Source organism: Mesorhizobium oxytropidicola (genome assembly GCF_056174625.1).
In genome coordinates, this window is sequence record NZ_CM149692.1 from 2,815,257 (window position 1) to 2,831,732 (window position 16,476).

The window sequence follows — 16,476 nt, forward strand, 5'->3', positions numbered from 1 at the left end:
AAAGGCTGGAACCGACAGAGCGGCCTCAACGGAGTGCCGTTGGATCCGCCAGTTCGGCGCGAATCTCGGCGCCATGTTCGTCGCGTGCCGGACTTTTTGCCATCGTCTTTTCCGCCTGCCCGGAAAAACGTGGAGCGGCGGCGGCCTGCAGGATGCCGTCTACCGTCCGCCATGAGCCGCGCGCGGCCATGTGCGGATGCTGTGCTGCCTCTTGCGGGCTGAGCACAGGGGCGACGCAGGCGTCCGATCCTTCGAACAGCCTGACCCATTCGTCGCGCGGTCTTGCGGCAAAGATCGCTGCCAGCCGGTTGCCGAGCTCCGGCCAGAGATCGCGGTCGAATTGGTTGGCGAATTGCGGATCGGCGGCGAGACCGAGTCTGTCGAGGAACAGCGCATAGAATTTTGGCTCGATGCACTGGACGCTGATGAAGCCGCCGTCGGAGGTGCGGTAGACGCGGCACCAATGCGGCCCGTCGAGAAGGCTGTGGCCGCGTTCGGCTTCGAGGCCGCCGATTTGGCCGAGCACCATCAGCAGGTTCATCATATGGGCCGAGCCATCGACGATTGCCGCGTCGACCACGGTGCCTTCACCGCCGGCGCGCGCGTTCATGATGCCGGCAAGCATACCGATCACCAGATAGAGCGCACCGCCGCCTATATCGCCGACCAGCGTCGGCGGCGCCATGGGCGGCTCGCCAGGCAAGGAGGCGTACCAGAGCGCGCCCGACACGCCGATATAGTTCATGTCGTGCCCGGCGGTGCGGGCGAGCGGACCGTCCTGGCCCCAGCCGGTCATGCGGCCATAGACCAGCTTTGGATTGACCGCCAGGCAGGCCTCCGGGCCGAGGCCGAGGCGCTCCATGACGCCGGGCCGGAATCCCTCGATCAGCCCATCGGCGGTGGCGATGAGGCGCATCACCAGGGCGACATCCCCGGCATCCCCGAGGTCGAGCGCGACGGAGCGTTTGCCGCGATCGAGCAGCGAGCGTTCGGGCAGGCCCGGCAGGGGCGCCTGCTTGCGGTGGACGACGATGACGTCGGCGCCGAGATCGGCGAGCAGCATGCCGGCGAAGGGCGCCGGCCCAAGCGCCTCGATTTCGACGATGCGGACACCTTTCAGCATTCCACCCTTCACGGCGTTCATCCCCTGGGTATGGCGCACTTTGGTATCGCGACGGGCGACGGTGTGTAACCCCAGCGTTTTGGCATTGAAGCATGTGCCGCGCGCATATACTTCAACGCCATGAAAAAAATCGGTTTCCTCTCGTTCGGGCACTGGACGCCCTCGTCGCAATCGCAGGTGCGCTCGGCTTCGGACGCGCTGCTGCAGTCCATCGATCTTGCCGTCGCGGCTGAGCAATTGGGCGCCGACGGCGCCTATTTCCGCGTGCACCACTTTGCCCGCCAGCTCGCCTCGCCATTTCCGCTGCTGGCGGCCGTCGGCGCCAAGACCAGCCGCATCGAGATCGGCACCGCGGTGATCGACATGCGCTACGAGAATCCGCTCTACATGGCCGAGGATGCGGGTGCTGCCGATATCATCGCCGGTGGGCGGCTGCAGCTCGGCATCAGCCGTGGCTCGCCCGAACAGGTGATCGATGGCTGGCGTTATTTCGGCTACCAGCCGCAGGAAGGCAAAAGCGACGCCGACATGGCGCGGCACCATGCCGAGGTTTTTCTCGACACGCTGCGCGGGGTCGGCTTCGCCCAACCCAATCCACGGCCGATGTTCCCCAACCCGCCCGGCCTGCTCAGGCTCGAGCCGCATTCGGAAGGCCTGCGCGAGCGCATCTGGTGGGGTGCGGCCACCAACGCGACCTCGGAATGGGCGGCCAAGCTCGGCATGAATCTGCAGAGCTCGACGCTCAAATTCGACGAGAGCGGCAAGCCCTTCCATATCCAGCAGGCCGAACAGATCCGGATCTACCGCGAGGCCTGGAAGGCGGCCGGCCATGAGCGCGAGCCGCGCGTCTCGGTCAGCCGCAGCATCTTCGCCTTGGTCGATGACCGCGACCGCGCCTATTCGGCCGCGGCAACGAAAGCCGCGACCAGATCGGCTTCATCGAGGAGAACACAAGGGCGATTTTCGGCCGCAGCTACGCAGCCGAGCCCGACGTGCTGATCAAGGAGCTGGCGCAGGACGAGGCGATCGCCGAAGCCGACACGCTGCTGCTCACTGTGCCCAATCAGCTCGGCGTCGACTACAACGCCCATGTCCTTGAGGCGATCCTGACCCATGTCGCGCCGGCCCTGGGCTGGCGCTGACGGCCGCGCCGTGTAACCATCGATCGCGGCGGTCGATTCAGGAGGTTCACGGCATGACGAAGAAGGCCCTCATTGCCTGGGGCGGCTGGGAAGGCCATACGCCGGAGCGCAGCGCCAACGTCATCCGCGATTTGCTTGAGCGCAACGGGTTCGCGGTCACGCTGGGCGAAGGCACGGCGATGTTCGCCGACCCGCAGCTTGCGTCCTTCGATCTCATAGTGCCGGTCATCACCATGTCGACGATCGAGAAGGCCGAGCTGCAGAACCTGACGCGTGCTGTTCGCGAGGGAAGCGGGCTCGGCGGCTTTCACGGTACGATGGGTGACAGTTTTCGCAATGAGCCCGACTATCAGTTCATGACCGGCGGTCAGTGGGTCGCGCATCCCGGCAACATCATCGACTATCGTGTGGTGATCACACAACCGGACGACCCGATCACCAGGGGTATCAGTGATTTCGCCTACCGGTCTGAGCAGTATTACATGCATGTCGACCCGAGCAACGAGGTGCTGGCGGCGACCACCTTCAGCGATGCGCATTTCCCGGGCATTGGCGGCGTCGTCATGCCGGTGGTGTGGAAGCGCAGGTATGGCGCGGGGAAGGTGTTTTACAGTTCGCTTGGGCACACGGCGGATGAGTTCGCGGTTCCGGAAATGGCGCTGATTGTGGAGCGTGGGTTGGTGTGGGCTGCGCGGGGGTAGCGCCACGCGAAGTTTCGTGAGAATCTGGGCCGAATTCGCTGGGACATCTACGGAGATATCCAATGAGTGATTTCAACTGGTCCGCGTCCGAGAAGAAGCTCGCGCGCCATGCCTACGATACGGCCCTTGAGGCGGCCCTCGCAAAGACGATGGCCGAATTCAAAAGCAAGGCCAGTGCGGTGACGCAGCCCTCCGATATGTGGGAGCTGGAAGACTATTTGCGTGAACGGCGGCGGGACATCGACCGGACGTTCGACTATCGCTATTCGCAGCTTCTCTACGTGTTTGCGCAGCTCATTCGGGCGGGTTATCTCGATGAGGAGCTGCTTGCCGGTCTGTCGCAAGACAAGCGGGACGTTATTCAGCGGGACCTGGCCTTTGTGGCGAGGCGCTTGGCCGGCGGATGACCGGTGCGGTGCTCCCGGGTTTGCGATTGTCATTGACGGCACTTGTGCGACTATCCACGACTTCGTCATCCTAGGGCGTAGCAGGAGCGAAGCTCCGTCGCGGAGACCCTAGGATCCATTCCGTGACGTCTATCGAAGTGTGCAGCGGAGCAGAATTCTGCACCGTGGCGGCGCGTTGGAGTCCCGGCATGGATCCTAGGGTCTGCGCCGCGTCGCTACGCTCCTTGCTTCGCCCTAGGATGACGAAGAATGGGAGGCCGCTCCGCTCATCCAATCCCGCCCGCAACCACATAGGCGCCGGCGCTGCGCTCATCTTCCAGCCGCACAACCGCCGTCACGATCGAGCCATACGAACCGCGCCAGACGCTGTGGAAGCGCTGGTGCTCGGCGGCGGGAACGAGGGCGCTCCCGGTGAAGCGCGCGCCGCTTCGCTGCATCGCGACGGACTCTCCGTTGACATGCACCTTGATGCTGGCGTTCCCGGCCTCGGCTGCTTCGACAGGCAGGTCGAGCGTGATGGCGATCTCATCCTGGTCGCTGGAACTAAGCGTCTTTGCGGCGAGCGCTATGGCAAATGGCGGCGCCTCGCTGCGACCAGCCTTTGCAGTCCGCCCCGAAAACACATCATCAACCAGTTCCGGCGTGCGTGGCGGGCTTGTGCGGCGCTGGGTGGCACGTTCGTATTCGCCGGCCATGCGCAGCAGGCTTTCGTCGTCATAGGCCTTGCCGGCGAAGGTCAGGCCGACCGGCATGCCGATGTCGGCCATGGTGGTGCCCATCGGCACGGTGACGGTCGGGATGCCGAAATGACGCCAGACCAGATTGCCGTTGGCGACCCAGGTGCCGTTGCGCCAGGCTAGATCAGCCGAAGCCTCGTTGACATCGGCATCGGCGGGGCCGACATCGGCGGCGGCGGGCAAGGCCACGGCGTCGATGCCCTGCGCGTCGAGCCAGTCCTCGAAATCGATCCGCCTTGTCGCCTCCAGCCCCCTCAGTCCCTCTTCAAGCGTCGGGATATCCTTGAAGGGCGTGATGCCGGATTTGGCGCGCTCGACATACTCCGCCAGGTCGAAGCCACCCTCGTAGCGATCAGGCAATGTACCGGGCGGCTGCGGGAAGATTTTCGGGCCATCGACCGAAGCGAGGTCGGGAAGTGTCGGGTCGGCATTGGCGCGCAAAAAGTCGTCCCAGCCCCAGATGCAGACGTCCCAGATTTCGCGGTCGGCGAAATCCTGCGGCACCAGTCCGCGCTCCACCATGCTGCGGGCGCCGGGGCGGTCGCGCTCGTAGTTGGAGACGACGGGAAAATCGACCTCGACCACTTCGGCGCCCAACCGTTGGAGGTCGGCCGCCGCCTGCTCCCACAGCGCCAGCACCGAGGCGCGGGTTTCGATCGGTCTATCGGCCTCGCTGTCGCGGCCGATATACATTTTTGGCACGCCCAGCCGTTTGCCCTTCAACGAGCCGGCAAGCGTCAGATCGGTATAGCATTGCGGCCGCAGTTCGGAGCTCTTCGGCAGGGCGACCCAGGGCTGCGCGCGCCAGAAATCGCCGCGCGTCTCAGAATCGTCGGCAACGATGACGTCGAGCAGTTCGAGCATGTCGGGCATGGTCCGCGTGTGCGGCACCACGACATCCATGGTCGGCACCAATGGCCAGTTGCCGCGCACCGAGATGACACCACGCGACGGCGTGTAGGCGACCAGCGCGTTGTTGGTGGCCGGCGCACGGCCGGACGACCAGGTCTCCTCGCCGAGCCCGAAGGCGCAGAAGCTGGCCGCCGTCGCGGTGCCCGAGCCGTTGGACGAGCCCGAGGCGAAGGCAGCGGTCAGATAGTCGGCATTGTAGGGGCTTTCGGCGCGGCCATAGACACCGCGCTGCATGCCGCCATTGGCCATGGGCGGCATGTTGGTGAGGCCGATCAGCACCGCGCCGCCGGCCCTGAGCCGGGCGATGGTGAAGGCGTCCTCATTGGCGACGAGATGTTCGAAGGCCGGCGAGCCGGCGGCCACCGTCAGGCCTTTGACCTTGTAGCTGTCCTTGGCGGTGTAGGGGATGCCGTCGAGTGGCCCGAGCAAGGCATTGCTGCGCCGCCGCTGGTCGGAGGCAGCTGCCTCCTCGAACATCGCCGGATTGAGCACCGGGACGGCGTTGAGGCTGATGCCGTGACGGTCGAAATGGGCGATGCGCCTGAGATACGCAGCGACCAGTTCGACGCTGGTGACGGTGCCGTAAGAGAGCGCGCGGCGCAGTTGTTCGATCGTCGCTTCGACGAGATGAAGGCTGGCATCGGTCATCATTGCTCCCAGGCTGTTGTCGCCCGCCATGGATGAGCGAGGCCGCCAGCTTCGGCAAGAGCCAGCAGTCAATCTTTGCCGGGACATGTTCCTGCCGACACCCTGACGGCAGGGCTCAGGCGTCTCCTGCGCTCTGCTTCATCTTCTCGATAATCTCAGCCATCAGCGCCAGATCCCGGCGGGAATCGGCGAGATCGGTCTGCGGCTTGGTGCCGTCGGTGATGTGGCGGTGGAAAATCTCCAGCTCGTTGGAGAAGGCGTCGCCATAGAGCGGTCCGAAGCTTTTCGTCACCGGGCCGAGCGGGCCGGCCTCGGTCACCTCAAGCCGGGTCGGCAAGCTGCGGATGTAGGGCGTATCGTAGATGATGCGCACACGCCTGGTGTTGGAGCGAACCTCGATCATGGCGTCGAACAGGCCGAGATCGTCGACGACAGCATCATAGAGACAGGCGAAATGGCCGTAGTCGAAGGTGACCGACGTGTTGGCGCCGCCATTGGTGCGATGCGCGGCAACGACACCGACAGGCTCGCCGATGAGCCCGCGCATCGCCGAGATGTGGTGCGAGGACAGCGCCGTCAGCCCGCGATAGGCGCGCACCAGATCGGCCGGTGCGTCGGCGCCGACGACTTCGCGGATCAGCGCGTCACGCTCCTTGGCGCCGCGTGCCAGCAGGGCAGGGTCGATGTCACTGGGATAGAGGATGTTCTGGCTCTTCTTCAGGAAATGCCGGCCTTCCGAGATCAGGTCGAAGATGCGGACATGGGTGATGTCGGCGTGGGCGGGCAGTTCGTCCCTGGCCTGGAGATAGGCCGGCGCGTAGCGGCGCATGTAGCCGACAAAGAGGGTCTTCTGGTAAGCCGGCATCAGCGCCAGCAGTTCGTCGATCTCGCGCACTGTGAGACAGGCGGGCTTTTCCAGCAGGATGTGCTTGTCGGCTTGCATGGCCGCGCGCACGAAGCGGCTGTGGGTGTCGTCGGACGACAGCACGAAGACCACGTCGATATCGGGTGAAGCGATCAGCGCTTCAGCGCTCTCATAGGCTTTCACCCCGGCATATTCCGACGTTATGAGCGTCACCAGGCTTGGCGAGACGTCATGGACTCCCGCTATTTGCCAGCGGTCGCGCTGGTCGGCCAGAACAGGCAGATGGATCGACTGCGCGACTTCTCCAAGACCCACAAGCCCGACACGAAGTGGTGCCACTCTCAAACTCCCTTGATTTCATTTCGGGCCGGCCATGAGGGCCAGACATCAATTTCATGATTGCCCCGGTCACGCCGCGCCGGTGACCAGCGCGACGAGTTCGTTGCCCGTGGTCTCCGACGCGCGCACCGTCGCTGCCATCTTTCCCGCCCGCATCACCCAGATCTGGTCGGACAGGCGCCGCACCTGATCGAAATTGTGGCTGACCAGGATGACCGAGACCGACTGTTCGCGCAGGCGCCGGATCAGCGCCTCGACATTGGCGGTCTCCTGCACGCCGAGCGCTGCCGTCGGTTCGTCCATCACCACCAGCTTGGCGCCGGAGCCGACGGCGCGGCAGATCGAGATCGCCTGCCGCTGGCCGCCTGATAGGCGCCGCACACGCTGGTTGATCGACGGTACGTTGATCGACAGGCGCGACAGCATCGAGCGGGCCTCGCGTTTCATCGCTTTGCGGTCGAGGAAAGCGAAGGGGCCGATGCGGCGCACGAGTTCGCGGTTGAGGAACAGGTTCTGCGCCACCGTCAGCTCGTCGATCAGCGCCAGGTTCTGGTGCACCGTCTCGATGCCGGCCTTGCGCGCGCCGTCCGGATTGGAGAAGGGGTGCTCGCGGCCGTCGAAGACGATCGAGCCGGCATCCGGCACATGCACGCCGACCAGGCAGCGGATCAGCGTCGATTTGCCGGCGCCATTGTCGCCGATGACGGCGGTGACTTCGCCGCGGCGCGCCTGGAAGGCGACATCGGTGAAGGCGCGCACGCCGCCGAAATGCTTGCTCAGGCCGTCGCGAGCGATGATCGCGTCCGAGGCAGGGAAGGGGATGACGGCGCTCATTTCTGGTACCGCATGATCAGTGCTGCCAGCACCACGATGGCGCCAACGGCTAGCGGTTGGTAGAAGGCCGAGACGTTGAGCAAGGTCAGGCCGTTGACGAGCGCTGTCAGCATCAGCGCGCCGATGGCCGGGCCAAGGATGCTGGCGCGGCCGCCGAACAGGCTGACGCCGCCAAGCACCACCGCCGCCACGGAGTTCAGGAGCAGGCTGGTGTTGATCTGCGGTTCGGCCGAACCGATGCGGGCAACCAGAAGGATGGCCGCGAGGCCGGCGCAGAAACCCGAAATGGTGTAGGCGGCGATCTTGACCCGGTTGGTGCGGATGCCGAGCGCGCCGGCGCTTTCGACCTGGCCGCCGGTCGCCAGGAGATGGACACCGAAGCGCGTATGGTAGAGCGCGATATGCGCCACGATGACGGCCGCAATCGCCACCCAGACTGGATAGCCGAACGGTCCGAAGGAGCCGGAAGCGAGCTTCAACAGGAAGGTCGAGCCGACCATGGTCGGTTCGCCGCCCGACAGGATGAGGCCAAGCCCGGTGATGGCCGACAGCGTGCCGAGCGTCACCACGAAATCGGGGATTTTGCCGACGGTGATGATGAGGCCGTTGAGGAAGCCGATGGCGCTGGTGGCCAGCACCGCCAGCACGCAGGCGATGACGATGCCGTAGCCCGCCGCATTGACGAGGCCGAGGATGATGGCGCCGAGCATGACGGCAGCCGCCAGCGACAGGTCGATGCCTGATGTCGCGACGACGAAGGTCTGGCCGATCGACAGCACAACCAGGATCGCCGATGCCAGCAGCAATGCCTGCAAATTGGCGACGCTGAGAAAGACCGGCTGGGCGATGCCGAAGATGATGACGAGACCGACCAGGCCGACGACGGACGCCCAGTCGGCCCAGAAGGAAGGATCCAGGAGGAGAGCCGACAGGGAGGGGCGGCTCTCCTCCGCCGCGCCCGCCGAATGGGCGACGGGCGCGTTGTCTGTGGAATTGCTCACTTCAACAGCTCACGCAGCGGATCGGGATAGTCGCCGCCGGGGCGCGGGAAGTTCTTCAGCGAGGCCTCGGCATTGGCCTTGTTGATCAGCAGCACGGGCGCGGGCACGTTGGCGGGCAGTTGCTTGCCCTTGACCGCCGCCTGGCAGGCCTCGACGCCCATGGCGCCGACGACATAGGGATACTGGGCGACGGTGGCCGAGAGCTCGCCGGCTGCGATCGACTTCAGCGCATCGACGATGCCGTCGAGGCCGATCACCTTGACGTCCTTGCCCGAGGTCTGCACGGCGCGTTCGACGCCGAGCGCCATAATGTCGTTGGCGGCGAAGAAGCCGGCGAGGTCCGGATGAGCGGCGAGGATGTCGGTGGCTGCCGTCAACGCCTTCTCGCGATCCCAGTCAGCGCTCACCATCACCACCACCTCGAGCTTGCCTTCGACGGCCTGCTTGAAGCCCTTGATGCGGGCATTGGAGCCGACATCGCCGACGATACCGGCAATCAGCGCGACCTTGCCGCCCTTCGGCACCAGCTTCAGCATTTCCTCGCCGGCCAGCGCGCCGGCGGCGACATTGTCGGTGCCGATATAGGTGGAGACGGCAAAGCCGGCGGCCTTGGCCTGTTCGGCGTCGATGGTCGAGTCGATGTTGACGATCGGCTTCTTCTTCTGGGCGACCGGAACCAGCGCCTGGACGAGGTTGGAGACGCTGATCGGGTTGACCAGGTAGCAATCGAAGTCCTGCATGGCCATGGCGGTCAGGCGGTCGGCCTGGCCGGTGGCGTCACCCATATTGGCGGCGGCCTGGACGCTGACATTGACGCCGCTGGCCTTGCCCTGCTCTTCGATGCCTTTCTGCATGGTTTGGAAGAAGGGGTTGTCGAGGCCCTTGACGATGGCCGCGACCTTCGGTGCGTCCTCGGCATAAGACGGCGCCGAGATGATGGCTGCCAGCAGGCCCGCGCCAAGCGTCAGGCCGTTGAAGATACGCATTTTGTTCCTCCGCTTCTTGTTTGTTTGATGTGTCTCATCGGCATGCCCACGGACGCCCGCGGCTGGTGCTGCGAGAGCCATACCGGGATTGGCGACGCCGCGCGGCCTCCGGCCCTGCGAGCGCCGAACGTCTCGCGGACAACGGACCCGGTCGGGACCTTTTCCATGCCAGGCATTTCTCCTCCCAGAGCGCTGACCTAGCCCCATCAGCGTTTGCGCATGTTTTATAAAAAATTGACACGCGTCAAGATTTAAAATGGTGCGAAGCGATTTCCATGGCGCCATGGCGGTCCTGTCGGGGCGCATGTCGTGCGGTCCGCGGTTCACTGCCGCAAAAAACGTCCACCCTCATGCAACCTCTGATGGGGGCGTGCGTTACAGGGCTCCCGAGGGGACGGAGAGGTTTGCATTGGACCGCTTTGAGATTCTGAACGAGCCGACAGGCACGTGCTGCATTTTCGACACATCCACGGAATTGCCGATAACGGTGCAAGACAAGACCCTCATCGGGCTCAGTCGGCACGAAGTGCCGTTGGCCCTGCTTGCGGTCATGGAAGCGGACGGCAAGCCGTGGGCGCCGCCGTTACTGTCGTCGCTGAGCAACTGTCGGACAAATAATGGAGATCAGACATACCAAGACGGCTTGCAAGCCTAGGCTAAAGCTCGCAGAAGTTGCGAAAAAAGCATACCGTTGGAGAAAACTTATATCGTCATCCAGCATGAAGGGGGAATCATGCCTGACCAGAATGCCCAGATCCGCGCAGCCATCGGACGGCTGCTTTCCGAGAAAACCGGAGTCGCGGTTATTTCCATGAGAGAGAGTATCGCCGAGCTGGTGGCCATAACCGGTGCGGCGCTAACCGTCGAAACCCTGCAGGACATGCTGCTGGAAATGGCCGAGGTGCGCGGCATGATGGTCGTGCTCGACGTTTAGAGCGGTTCGACGTTTCACGGAAACGGCGAACTGTTCCAACCCTTTGTTTTGACGCAACTTCTGTGCGAAAGCCGTTTCACACTTTTCCCGGGAAAACCGCTCATACTTTCCTGGAATTGCTCTTGCTCTATCTCTTTCTTTTGACGAAATTCCCGAGGGAAAGCGCTACGCGCTTTCCCTCGAGGCAGCCGGTAGCCGTTCAGCCATGGCGAGGGCAAGGCGTTCTACTCTCCCCGCCTGTGCAAGCGTGCCATCGCCGTAGATCATGCGACCGGCGCGGAAGGTGGCGCGCACGCGGGGCACGGGATGGCGGTCCGCCACGACGAGATCGGCCAGAAGGCCGGGCTCGATGGCGCCGCGATCGGTGAGGCCGAGCGCCGCGGCCGGGTTGGCGCTGGTCAGGGCGGTCGCCGCCGCAAGGCCATCGCCCCGCAGTTCCGCCAGGCCTAGCACGGCAGGCAGGATCGAGGCCGGATGATAGTCGCTGGCCAGCATGTCGAGCAGCCCGGCCTCATAGGCCTGGCGGGCGGAAAGATTGCCGGAATAGGATCCGCCACGAAGCGCGTTGGGGGCGCCCATGGCGGTGTGCATGCCGAGCCTGCGGGCTTCCTGTGCTGCTTCCAGCGTCACCGGGAATTCCGAGAGCGCGGCACCCAGGCCATGGACCAGTTCCACTTTTTCCAGCGTGTCGTCATCATGCGAGGCGAGCACGATGCCGCTAGCCCGCGCGCGGGCCGACAGGTCCTGCAGCGCATTCAGCACATCGCCCTGGCCGTTGCGGCCGGCCATGCGCTTGCCGACGACCTCGGATGCGTCCGCGACGGACATGCCGCGTTCCTTGGCGATGCGGGCGATGTAGAGTTCGACGTCGCGATACTGTCCCTGTCCGGGCGTGTGATCCATCAGCGAGATCAAATGCAGCCTGCCGGCATCCATCAGCTTTTGCAGCCTGGGAATCGCCGGGGTGAAGGTCACTTCGAAGCGGGCATGGATGCGATGGTCGACCAGGAGGTCGTCCTTCATCCCGGCGATGGTGTCGATGATCGCTGATGTGTGATCTTCCGAGCGCAGCACGCCGCTGGTGACGCTGGCGCCGATGAAGGAGAGCGCGGCGTAGGCGGTGGTGATGCCGCAGGAGGCGAGCTTCTTGTCGAGTTCGGCAATGCCGATCGGCATCGGCACGTGCACGCCGATGCGCGGCTCGACTTCCCTCTCCACCATGTCGCCATGCATGTCGATGAAGCCAGGCAGCAACAGGCGGCCGCCACCCTCTATGTCGGCATGCTCGACGGGCTTGTCGCGGATCTCGGCGATCCGGCCGTCTTCGATCCTGACGGCGCCGTTCGGAATGACGCGGTCGCGCAGGACGATTTCGAATTCACTCAGCCACATATCATGTCTCTTGCAAGGCAGCGGTTTCAAGATGGATTTCGCGGGCGACAAGGTCGGCGACATCGTCGGGGTGATGGAGGACGCCGACCATGGCGACGATTGCGCCGACTTGCCGCCGCCTCGATCACGATCTCTCCAGGACATGTTTTCTAGTTCACTCGAATGCCGGTTTCCATTTGATTTTTATGACATTTTCATGAAAGTCGGCCTTGCCGGACCGCCTGTCTCAGCCGGTACGGAATCGTTCTGACAGCCATTCGGCGGTTTGCTGGCTGGCCTGTTCGGCGGAAAGCTCAAGGCTCAGCCCCTGCAGCAGGCCGTGCAGGAAGATCCCGGTAAAGCAGTCGCCGGCGCCGATCGTGTCGGGCACGGAGACCTGCTTCAGCGGCGTGACGTGGTTGAGCACCTTGCCGTCATAGAGCGAGATCGGGCGCGTTCCGTCGGTCAGCACCAGCGTCTTCAGGCGAGGGCCGGCGATCACTGCTGCTCGCTCCCAGATCGCTCGCGTGTCCTCGCCGGGAAAATCGGCGCGCGATCCGATGACGATGTCGGCCGGGCGAGGCGAGGCGCTGCGCAGCGGAAACTGCGAAATGACAAGCGGGATCGTCCGCAGCGAGGCAACGAGGCCGGCATCGAGCACCAGGGCGTTGAGGTAGGCGGCGTCGCCGCTGACAGGCTCCGGTGCGGCGAAGGGCGGGCGCATCTGGCCGCCGGGGTTCAAAATGGTGCGCTCGCCATTGGGCTCGAGCAGGATTTCGGTGAACCGCGTTTCGCCGGCCCATAGGGTAACGTAGCCGGTATCGATGCCGCTCGCCTGCAATTTGGCGAGCGCTGCCCGGCCATGGTCGTCATCCATCAGATTGCTGATCAGCCGGACCTGGTTGCCGAGCCTGGCCAACTGGGTGCCTGTGTGGAAGCCGCCGCCGCCGAGCCTGACGCTGCGGCCGGAATAGACGATGCGCGCGCCCGAGGCGAGGGGCGAGGACAACGACCAGACCTGGTCGTAATTGACATGGCCGATAACGATGACTGTGCTCATGATCCCTGCTTTTCGCGTAGCGCATCGACGATGAAGCGCTGCGCGAGCAGGCTTAGCACTATGACCGGCACCAGGGACAGCAGGCTGGCGGCCATCGGAGCGCCAGCGGGCGTGTGCAGTTCTCGATCGATAATACGAGCCAGTTGCTCAACGTGCCGGCACAGGCTGCGAACGGCAGGGCTTGAACAGCCGCTTTACCCGCCCAAAATAAAATCGGCGCAGCGGTCGGCGATCATGATCACCGGGGCGTTGGTGTTGCCGCTGATCAGGCGCGGCATGATCGAGGCGTCGCAGATGCGCAGGCGCGGTACGCCGCGCACGCGCAGTTGCGGGTCGACCACCGCGTCGTCGTCGCTGCCCATCCGGCAGGTGCCGCAGGGGTGATAGACCGTCTTGGCGTGTTCGAGGATGTGATCCGATATCGCCTGGTCGGAAAGGTCGGCGTCCGCACCCGGCGACAGTTCCTCGGCGACCACCGCCCGCAGTGCCGGCTGGCGCAGGATGGTGCGGGCGATCTTCATGCCGGCGAGCAGCAAGGCAAGATCGTCCGGGTCGGAGAGGAAGCCGGTGGTGAAGCGGATCGGGTCCGCCGCATCACGCGAGCGCAGGCTGACCGTACCGCGCGATTTTGGCCGCAGCACACACGGGTTGAGCTCCATGCCGTGGCGCTCGATCGAGCCGTGCTCGGCGCTTTCGATCATCACCGGCAGGACATGGAACTGGATATCGGGCCGGCCATCGCCATCGGTGTCGAAGAAGCCGCCGCTTTCGACGACGTTGGAGGTGAGCAGGCCGGTGCGGAACATCAGGTATTGCAGGCCGTGGCGCAGCGCGCGCAGGCCGCGATCTTGTCCGAGCAGCGAGATCGGCCGGCGCGTCAGCGCATAGACGGGGGCGGCGACATGGTCCTGCAGGTCACGGCCGACCGCGGGGATGTCGCGGATGACGGGAATGCCGAGCCCGGTCAGATGCTCGGCCGGGCCGAGGCCCGATAGCATCATCAGCTTGGGCGTCGCCAGCGCGCCAGCTGTGAGGATCACTTCGGCCTTTGCCGTCGCCGCATGGTTTTGGCCGTCCGACGTGGTGTAGGCGAGGCCACTCGCCGCACCGTTTTCCAGGGTCACGCCGGTGACCAGCGCATCGGTGATCACCGTCAGGTTGGCGTTGCCGGCCAGCGGCCTCAGGAACACCTTTGCCGCCGACTGTCTCTCCCCATTCGCCGTGGTCGTCTGGTAGAAGCCGACGCCTTCCTGCACGGCGCCGTTGAAGTCGTCATTGTAGCGATAGCCGGCCTGTTGCGCGGCCTTGATATAGGCCAATGACAGCGGGTGGCGATGGCGGGGATCGGAGACCGCCAGCGGTCCTTCGGTGCCGTGGCGTTCACCGGCCAGGCGCTCATTGCGCTCCAGCCGCCGGAACACCGGCAGCACCTCGTCCCAGCCCCAGCCGGGGCAGCCGAGGTCGCGCCAGCCATCGTAATCCTGCGGCTGGCCCCTGATGTAGAGCATGGCGTTGATGGAGGAGCCGCCGCCCAGCGTGCGGCCCTGCGGCACCGGCAGCCGGCGTCCGCCGACGCTGGGCTCCGGCTCGGATTCGTAGATCCAGCTGCGCGCCGTGCCGATCACCTTGGCGAAGGTGGCGGGCATGTCGATGAGCCTGGTGTTGTCGGCCGGGCCGGCCTCGACGACCAGCACGCGCTTACCGGCATTGACCAGCCGGTTGGCCAGCGTGCAGCCGGCCGAGCCGGCGCCGGCGATGATGTAGTCGTACGCAGCGCTCATCGTGTCAGGCATACCGCATGATGACGGTCTTGGTTTCGAGATAGCCCTCAATCGCCGCACGTCCGTGCTCGCGGCCGATGCCGGACTGTTTGAAGCCGCCGAACGGTGCCGCGGGGTCGAGCGTGTTGTGCGAATTGACCCATACCGTGCCGGCTTTGAGGCCGTGGATGGCGGTCATCGCCTTGCCCATGTCGCGGGTCCAGATCGAGGCCGAGAGACCATAGCGCGTGTCGTTGGCGATGCGGATCGCCTCGTCGAGATCGGCGACCGGCATCGCCGCCACCACCGGCCCGAACACCTCCTCGCGCACGATCTCCATGTCGGGCCGGACATTATGCAGGATGGTCGGCGCCACATAGTGGCCCTTGCCGGGCACCGGCCGTGCGCCGCTGACCCGTTCGACGCCCGCCGCCAGGCCGCGCTCGACAAAGCCCTCGACGCTTCTTCGGTGCTTGGCCGAGACAAGCGGGTTGATCTGGGCCCCAGCGTCGCGGCCGGCACCCAGCGTCATCCCGTCGGCGATCTCGGCCAGCCGCGAAAGCGTGCGGTCGTAGATCGACTTCTCGATCAGCAGCCGCGAGGCCGAGGTGCAGACCTGGCCCTGGTTGAAGAACATGCCGAGCCCGGCAATAAGCGGCTCGATGCCTTCCTGCATGTCGGCGAGCAGGATCATCGGCGATTTCGAGCCGAGCTCCAGCGTGAAGCGGGCGACACGGTCGACCGCGGCGTGGCCGACGCGCTTGCCGACCTCCGTCGAGCCGGTGAAGGTCAGCTTGTCGATGCCGGGATGGCGGATCAGCGCCTCGCCGGTGACGGATCCGCTGCCGGTGACGATGTTGACGACGCCGGGCGGGAAGCCCGATGCCTCGATCAGGTCGGCGAGCCTGAGCAGGCCAAGCGGCGTTTCCTGCGGCGGCTTCAGCACCACCGTGCAGCCGCAGGCCAGCGCCGGCGCGATCTTCCACATGCCGATCAGCAGCGGGAAATTCCATGGCACGATGGCGCCGACGACGCCGACCGGCTCCATCACCGTCATCGCCTGGTGCCTGGCGCCAGGTGGCACGGGAATGGAGACCTGGAAAGTCGAGCCCTCGATCTTGGTCGCCCAGCCGGCATAATAGCGCAGCCAGTCGACGGTGCCGCCGGCACTCAGCATGCGGGCGACGCCGAGCGACTTGCCGTTCTCGATGCTTTCGATTTCAGCGAGCAGATCGGCGTCGGCCTCGACGGCATCGGCGAGTTTCAGCATCAGGTTCTGGCGGTCGACCGGCCGCATCGACGCCCAGGGGCCTTCGAGCGCGGCACGCGCCGCGCGCACCGCCTGGTCGACCAGTTCGGGGCCGCTTTCGGGGACGCGGGCGACGATCTCGCCGGAGGCGGAATCGTCGACAGCGAGGCCTTCGCCGGAAAGGCCGTCGACGAAACGGCCATTGATGTAAGGCCGGTGCGAACGCGCCAGGAAGGCGGCTGCTGCGGCGCTGATCGGCGGCACAATTCTCTCGTTCACGCCATCCTCCTCGATTGCTGATGAGCAGTCATGCCGAGGGTTATGGAGCGTATCGGCCAGCTTCAAGCCGAAGGCGGCGCGAGTGCGCGCTCAGTCAAAACAAAGTTCCCGCTCGGACAAGACGCCTC

At 65.1% G+C, this 16,476-nt stretch carries 14 protein-coding genes and 1 pseudogene; 5 read left to right on the forward strand and 10 right to left on the reverse strand.

Annotation, left to right across the window (positions count from 1 at the left end; all coding sequences use genetic code 11):
• Positions 1-25: 25 nt before the first annotated feature.
• On the reverse strand, positions 26-1,123 hold the full coding sequence (locus AC0V8S_RS13960; RefSeq protein ID WP_475438024.1) for a CaiB/BaiF CoA transferase family protein: 1,098 nt from the start codon (positions 1,121-1,123) through the stop codon (positions 26-28).
• 120 nt (positions 1,124-1,243) lie between these two features.
• Here AC0V8S_RS13960 and AC0V8S_RS13965 point away from each other — a divergent pair.
• The 3 genes and pseudogenes from AC0V8S_RS13965 to AC0V8S_RS13975 all read left to right on the forward strand — a co-directional run bounded on the left by AC0V8S_RS13965 (position 1,244) and on the right by AC0V8S_RS13975 (position 3,373).
• Positions 1,244-2,265: pseudogene (locus AC0V8S_RS13965) on the forward strand (LLM class flavin-dependent oxidoreductase).
• A gap of 53 nt (positions 2,266-2,318) precedes the next feature.
• Entirely contained in the window at positions 2,319-2,966 is a 648-nt protein-coding gene (locus AC0V8S_RS13970; RefSeq protein ID WP_475438025.1) for a ThuA domain-containing protein, read from the forward strand.
• Between the two features lie 62 nt (positions 2,967-3,028).
• A complete protein-coding gene (locus tag AC0V8S_RS13975) occupies positions 3,029-3,373 on the forward strand; it encodes a hypothetical protein (RefSeq protein WP_475438026.1) in 345 nt (114 codons plus the stop codon).
• 266 nt (positions 3,374-3,639) lie between these two features.
• On the opposite strand, the gene AC0V8S_RS13980 is transcribed toward AC0V8S_RS13975, so the two are convergent.
• The 5 genes from AC0V8S_RS13980 to AC0V8S_RS14000 all read right to left on the reverse strand — a co-directional run bounded on the left by AC0V8S_RS13980 (position 3,640) and on the right by AC0V8S_RS14000 (position 9,695).
• Positions 3,640-5,670, reverse strand: a complete 2,031-nt coding sequence (locus AC0V8S_RS13980) for an amidase (protein WP_475438027.1) — start codon at positions 5,668-5,670, stop codon at positions 3,640-3,642.
• Between the two features lie 115 nt (positions 5,671-5,785).
• Positions 5,786-6,874 carry a Gfo/Idh/MocA family protein gene (locus tag AC0V8S_RS13985; RefSeq protein ID WP_475438028.1) on the reverse strand — a complete coding sequence of 363 codons (1,089 nt, stop codon included), beginning with the start codon at positions 6,872-6,874 and terminating at the stop codon, positions 5,786-5,788.
• Positions 6,875-6,943: 69 nt separating this feature from the next.
• The gene (locus AC0V8S_RS13990; RefSeq protein ID WP_475438029.1) at positions 6,944-7,708 is read right to left on the reverse strand and encodes an ATP-binding cassette domain-containing protein; all 765 of its coding nucleotides are present in this window, start codon (positions 7,706-7,708) and stop codon (positions 6,944-6,946) included.
• Positions 7,705-8,709: an ABC transporter permease gene (locus AC0V8S_RS13995; RefSeq protein WP_475438030.1), complete on the reverse strand. Its 1,005-nt coding sequence runs from the start codon at positions 8,707-8,709 to the stop codon at positions 7,705-7,707. Before AC0V8S_RS13995 ends, AC0V8S_RS13990 begins: the two co-directional genes overlap by 4 nt.
• The gene (locus AC0V8S_RS14000; protein WP_183461986.1) at positions 8,706-9,695 is read right to left on the reverse strand and encodes a sugar ABC transporter substrate-binding protein; all 990 of its coding nucleotides are present in this window, start codon (positions 9,693-9,695) and stop codon (positions 8,706-8,708) included. The genes AC0V8S_RS13995 and AC0V8S_RS14000 overlap by 4 nt, the downstream gene beginning before the upstream one ends.
• A 409-nt stretch (positions 9,696-10,104) precedes the next feature.
• Here AC0V8S_RS14000 and AC0V8S_RS14005 point away from each other — a divergent pair, with 409 nt between their 5' ends.
• Entirely contained in the window at positions 10,105-10,350 is a 246-nt protein-coding gene (locus AC0V8S_RS14005; RefSeq protein WP_475438031.1) for a hypothetical protein, read from the forward strand.
• Positions 10,351-10,428: 78 nt separating this feature from the next.
• Positions 10,429-10,629 (forward strand): hypothetical protein, encoded by a 201-nt coding sequence (locus tag AC0V8S_RS14010; protein WP_475438032.1) that lies wholly within the window; start codon positions 10,429-10,431, stop codon positions 10,627-10,629.
• Between the two features lie 165 nt (positions 10,630-10,794).
• On the opposite strand, the gene AC0V8S_RS14015 is transcribed toward AC0V8S_RS14010, so the two are convergent.
• The 4 genes from AC0V8S_RS14015 to AC0V8S_RS14030 form a co-directional block, all read right to left on the reverse strand.
• Positions 10,795-12,021, reverse strand: coding sequence for an alpha-D-ribose 1-methylphosphonate 5-triphosphate diphosphatase (locus tag AC0V8S_RS14015; protein WP_475438033.1), 1,227 nt, complete (start codon positions 12,019-12,021; stop codon positions 10,795-10,797).
• Positions 12,022-12,247: 226 nt separating this feature from the next.
• Positions 12,248-13,060, reverse strand: coding sequence for a PfkB family carbohydrate kinase (locus AC0V8S_RS14020; protein WP_183461982.1), 813 nt, complete (start codon positions 13,058-13,060; stop codon positions 12,248-12,250).
• 194 nt (positions 13,061-13,254) lie between these two features.
• Positions 13,255-14,841: a GMC family oxidoreductase gene (locus AC0V8S_RS14025; protein ID WP_475438034.1), complete on the reverse strand. Its 1,587-nt coding sequence runs from the start codon at positions 14,839-14,841 to the stop codon at positions 13,255-13,257.
• Positions 14,842-14,845: 4 nt separating this feature from the next.
• Positions 14,846-16,348 (reverse strand): aldehyde dehydrogenase family protein, encoded by a 1,503-nt coding sequence (locus AC0V8S_RS14030; RefSeq protein WP_475438035.1) that lies wholly within the window; start codon positions 16,346-16,348, stop codon positions 14,846-14,848.
• Between the last annotated feature and the right edge of the window lie 128 nt (positions 16,349-16,476).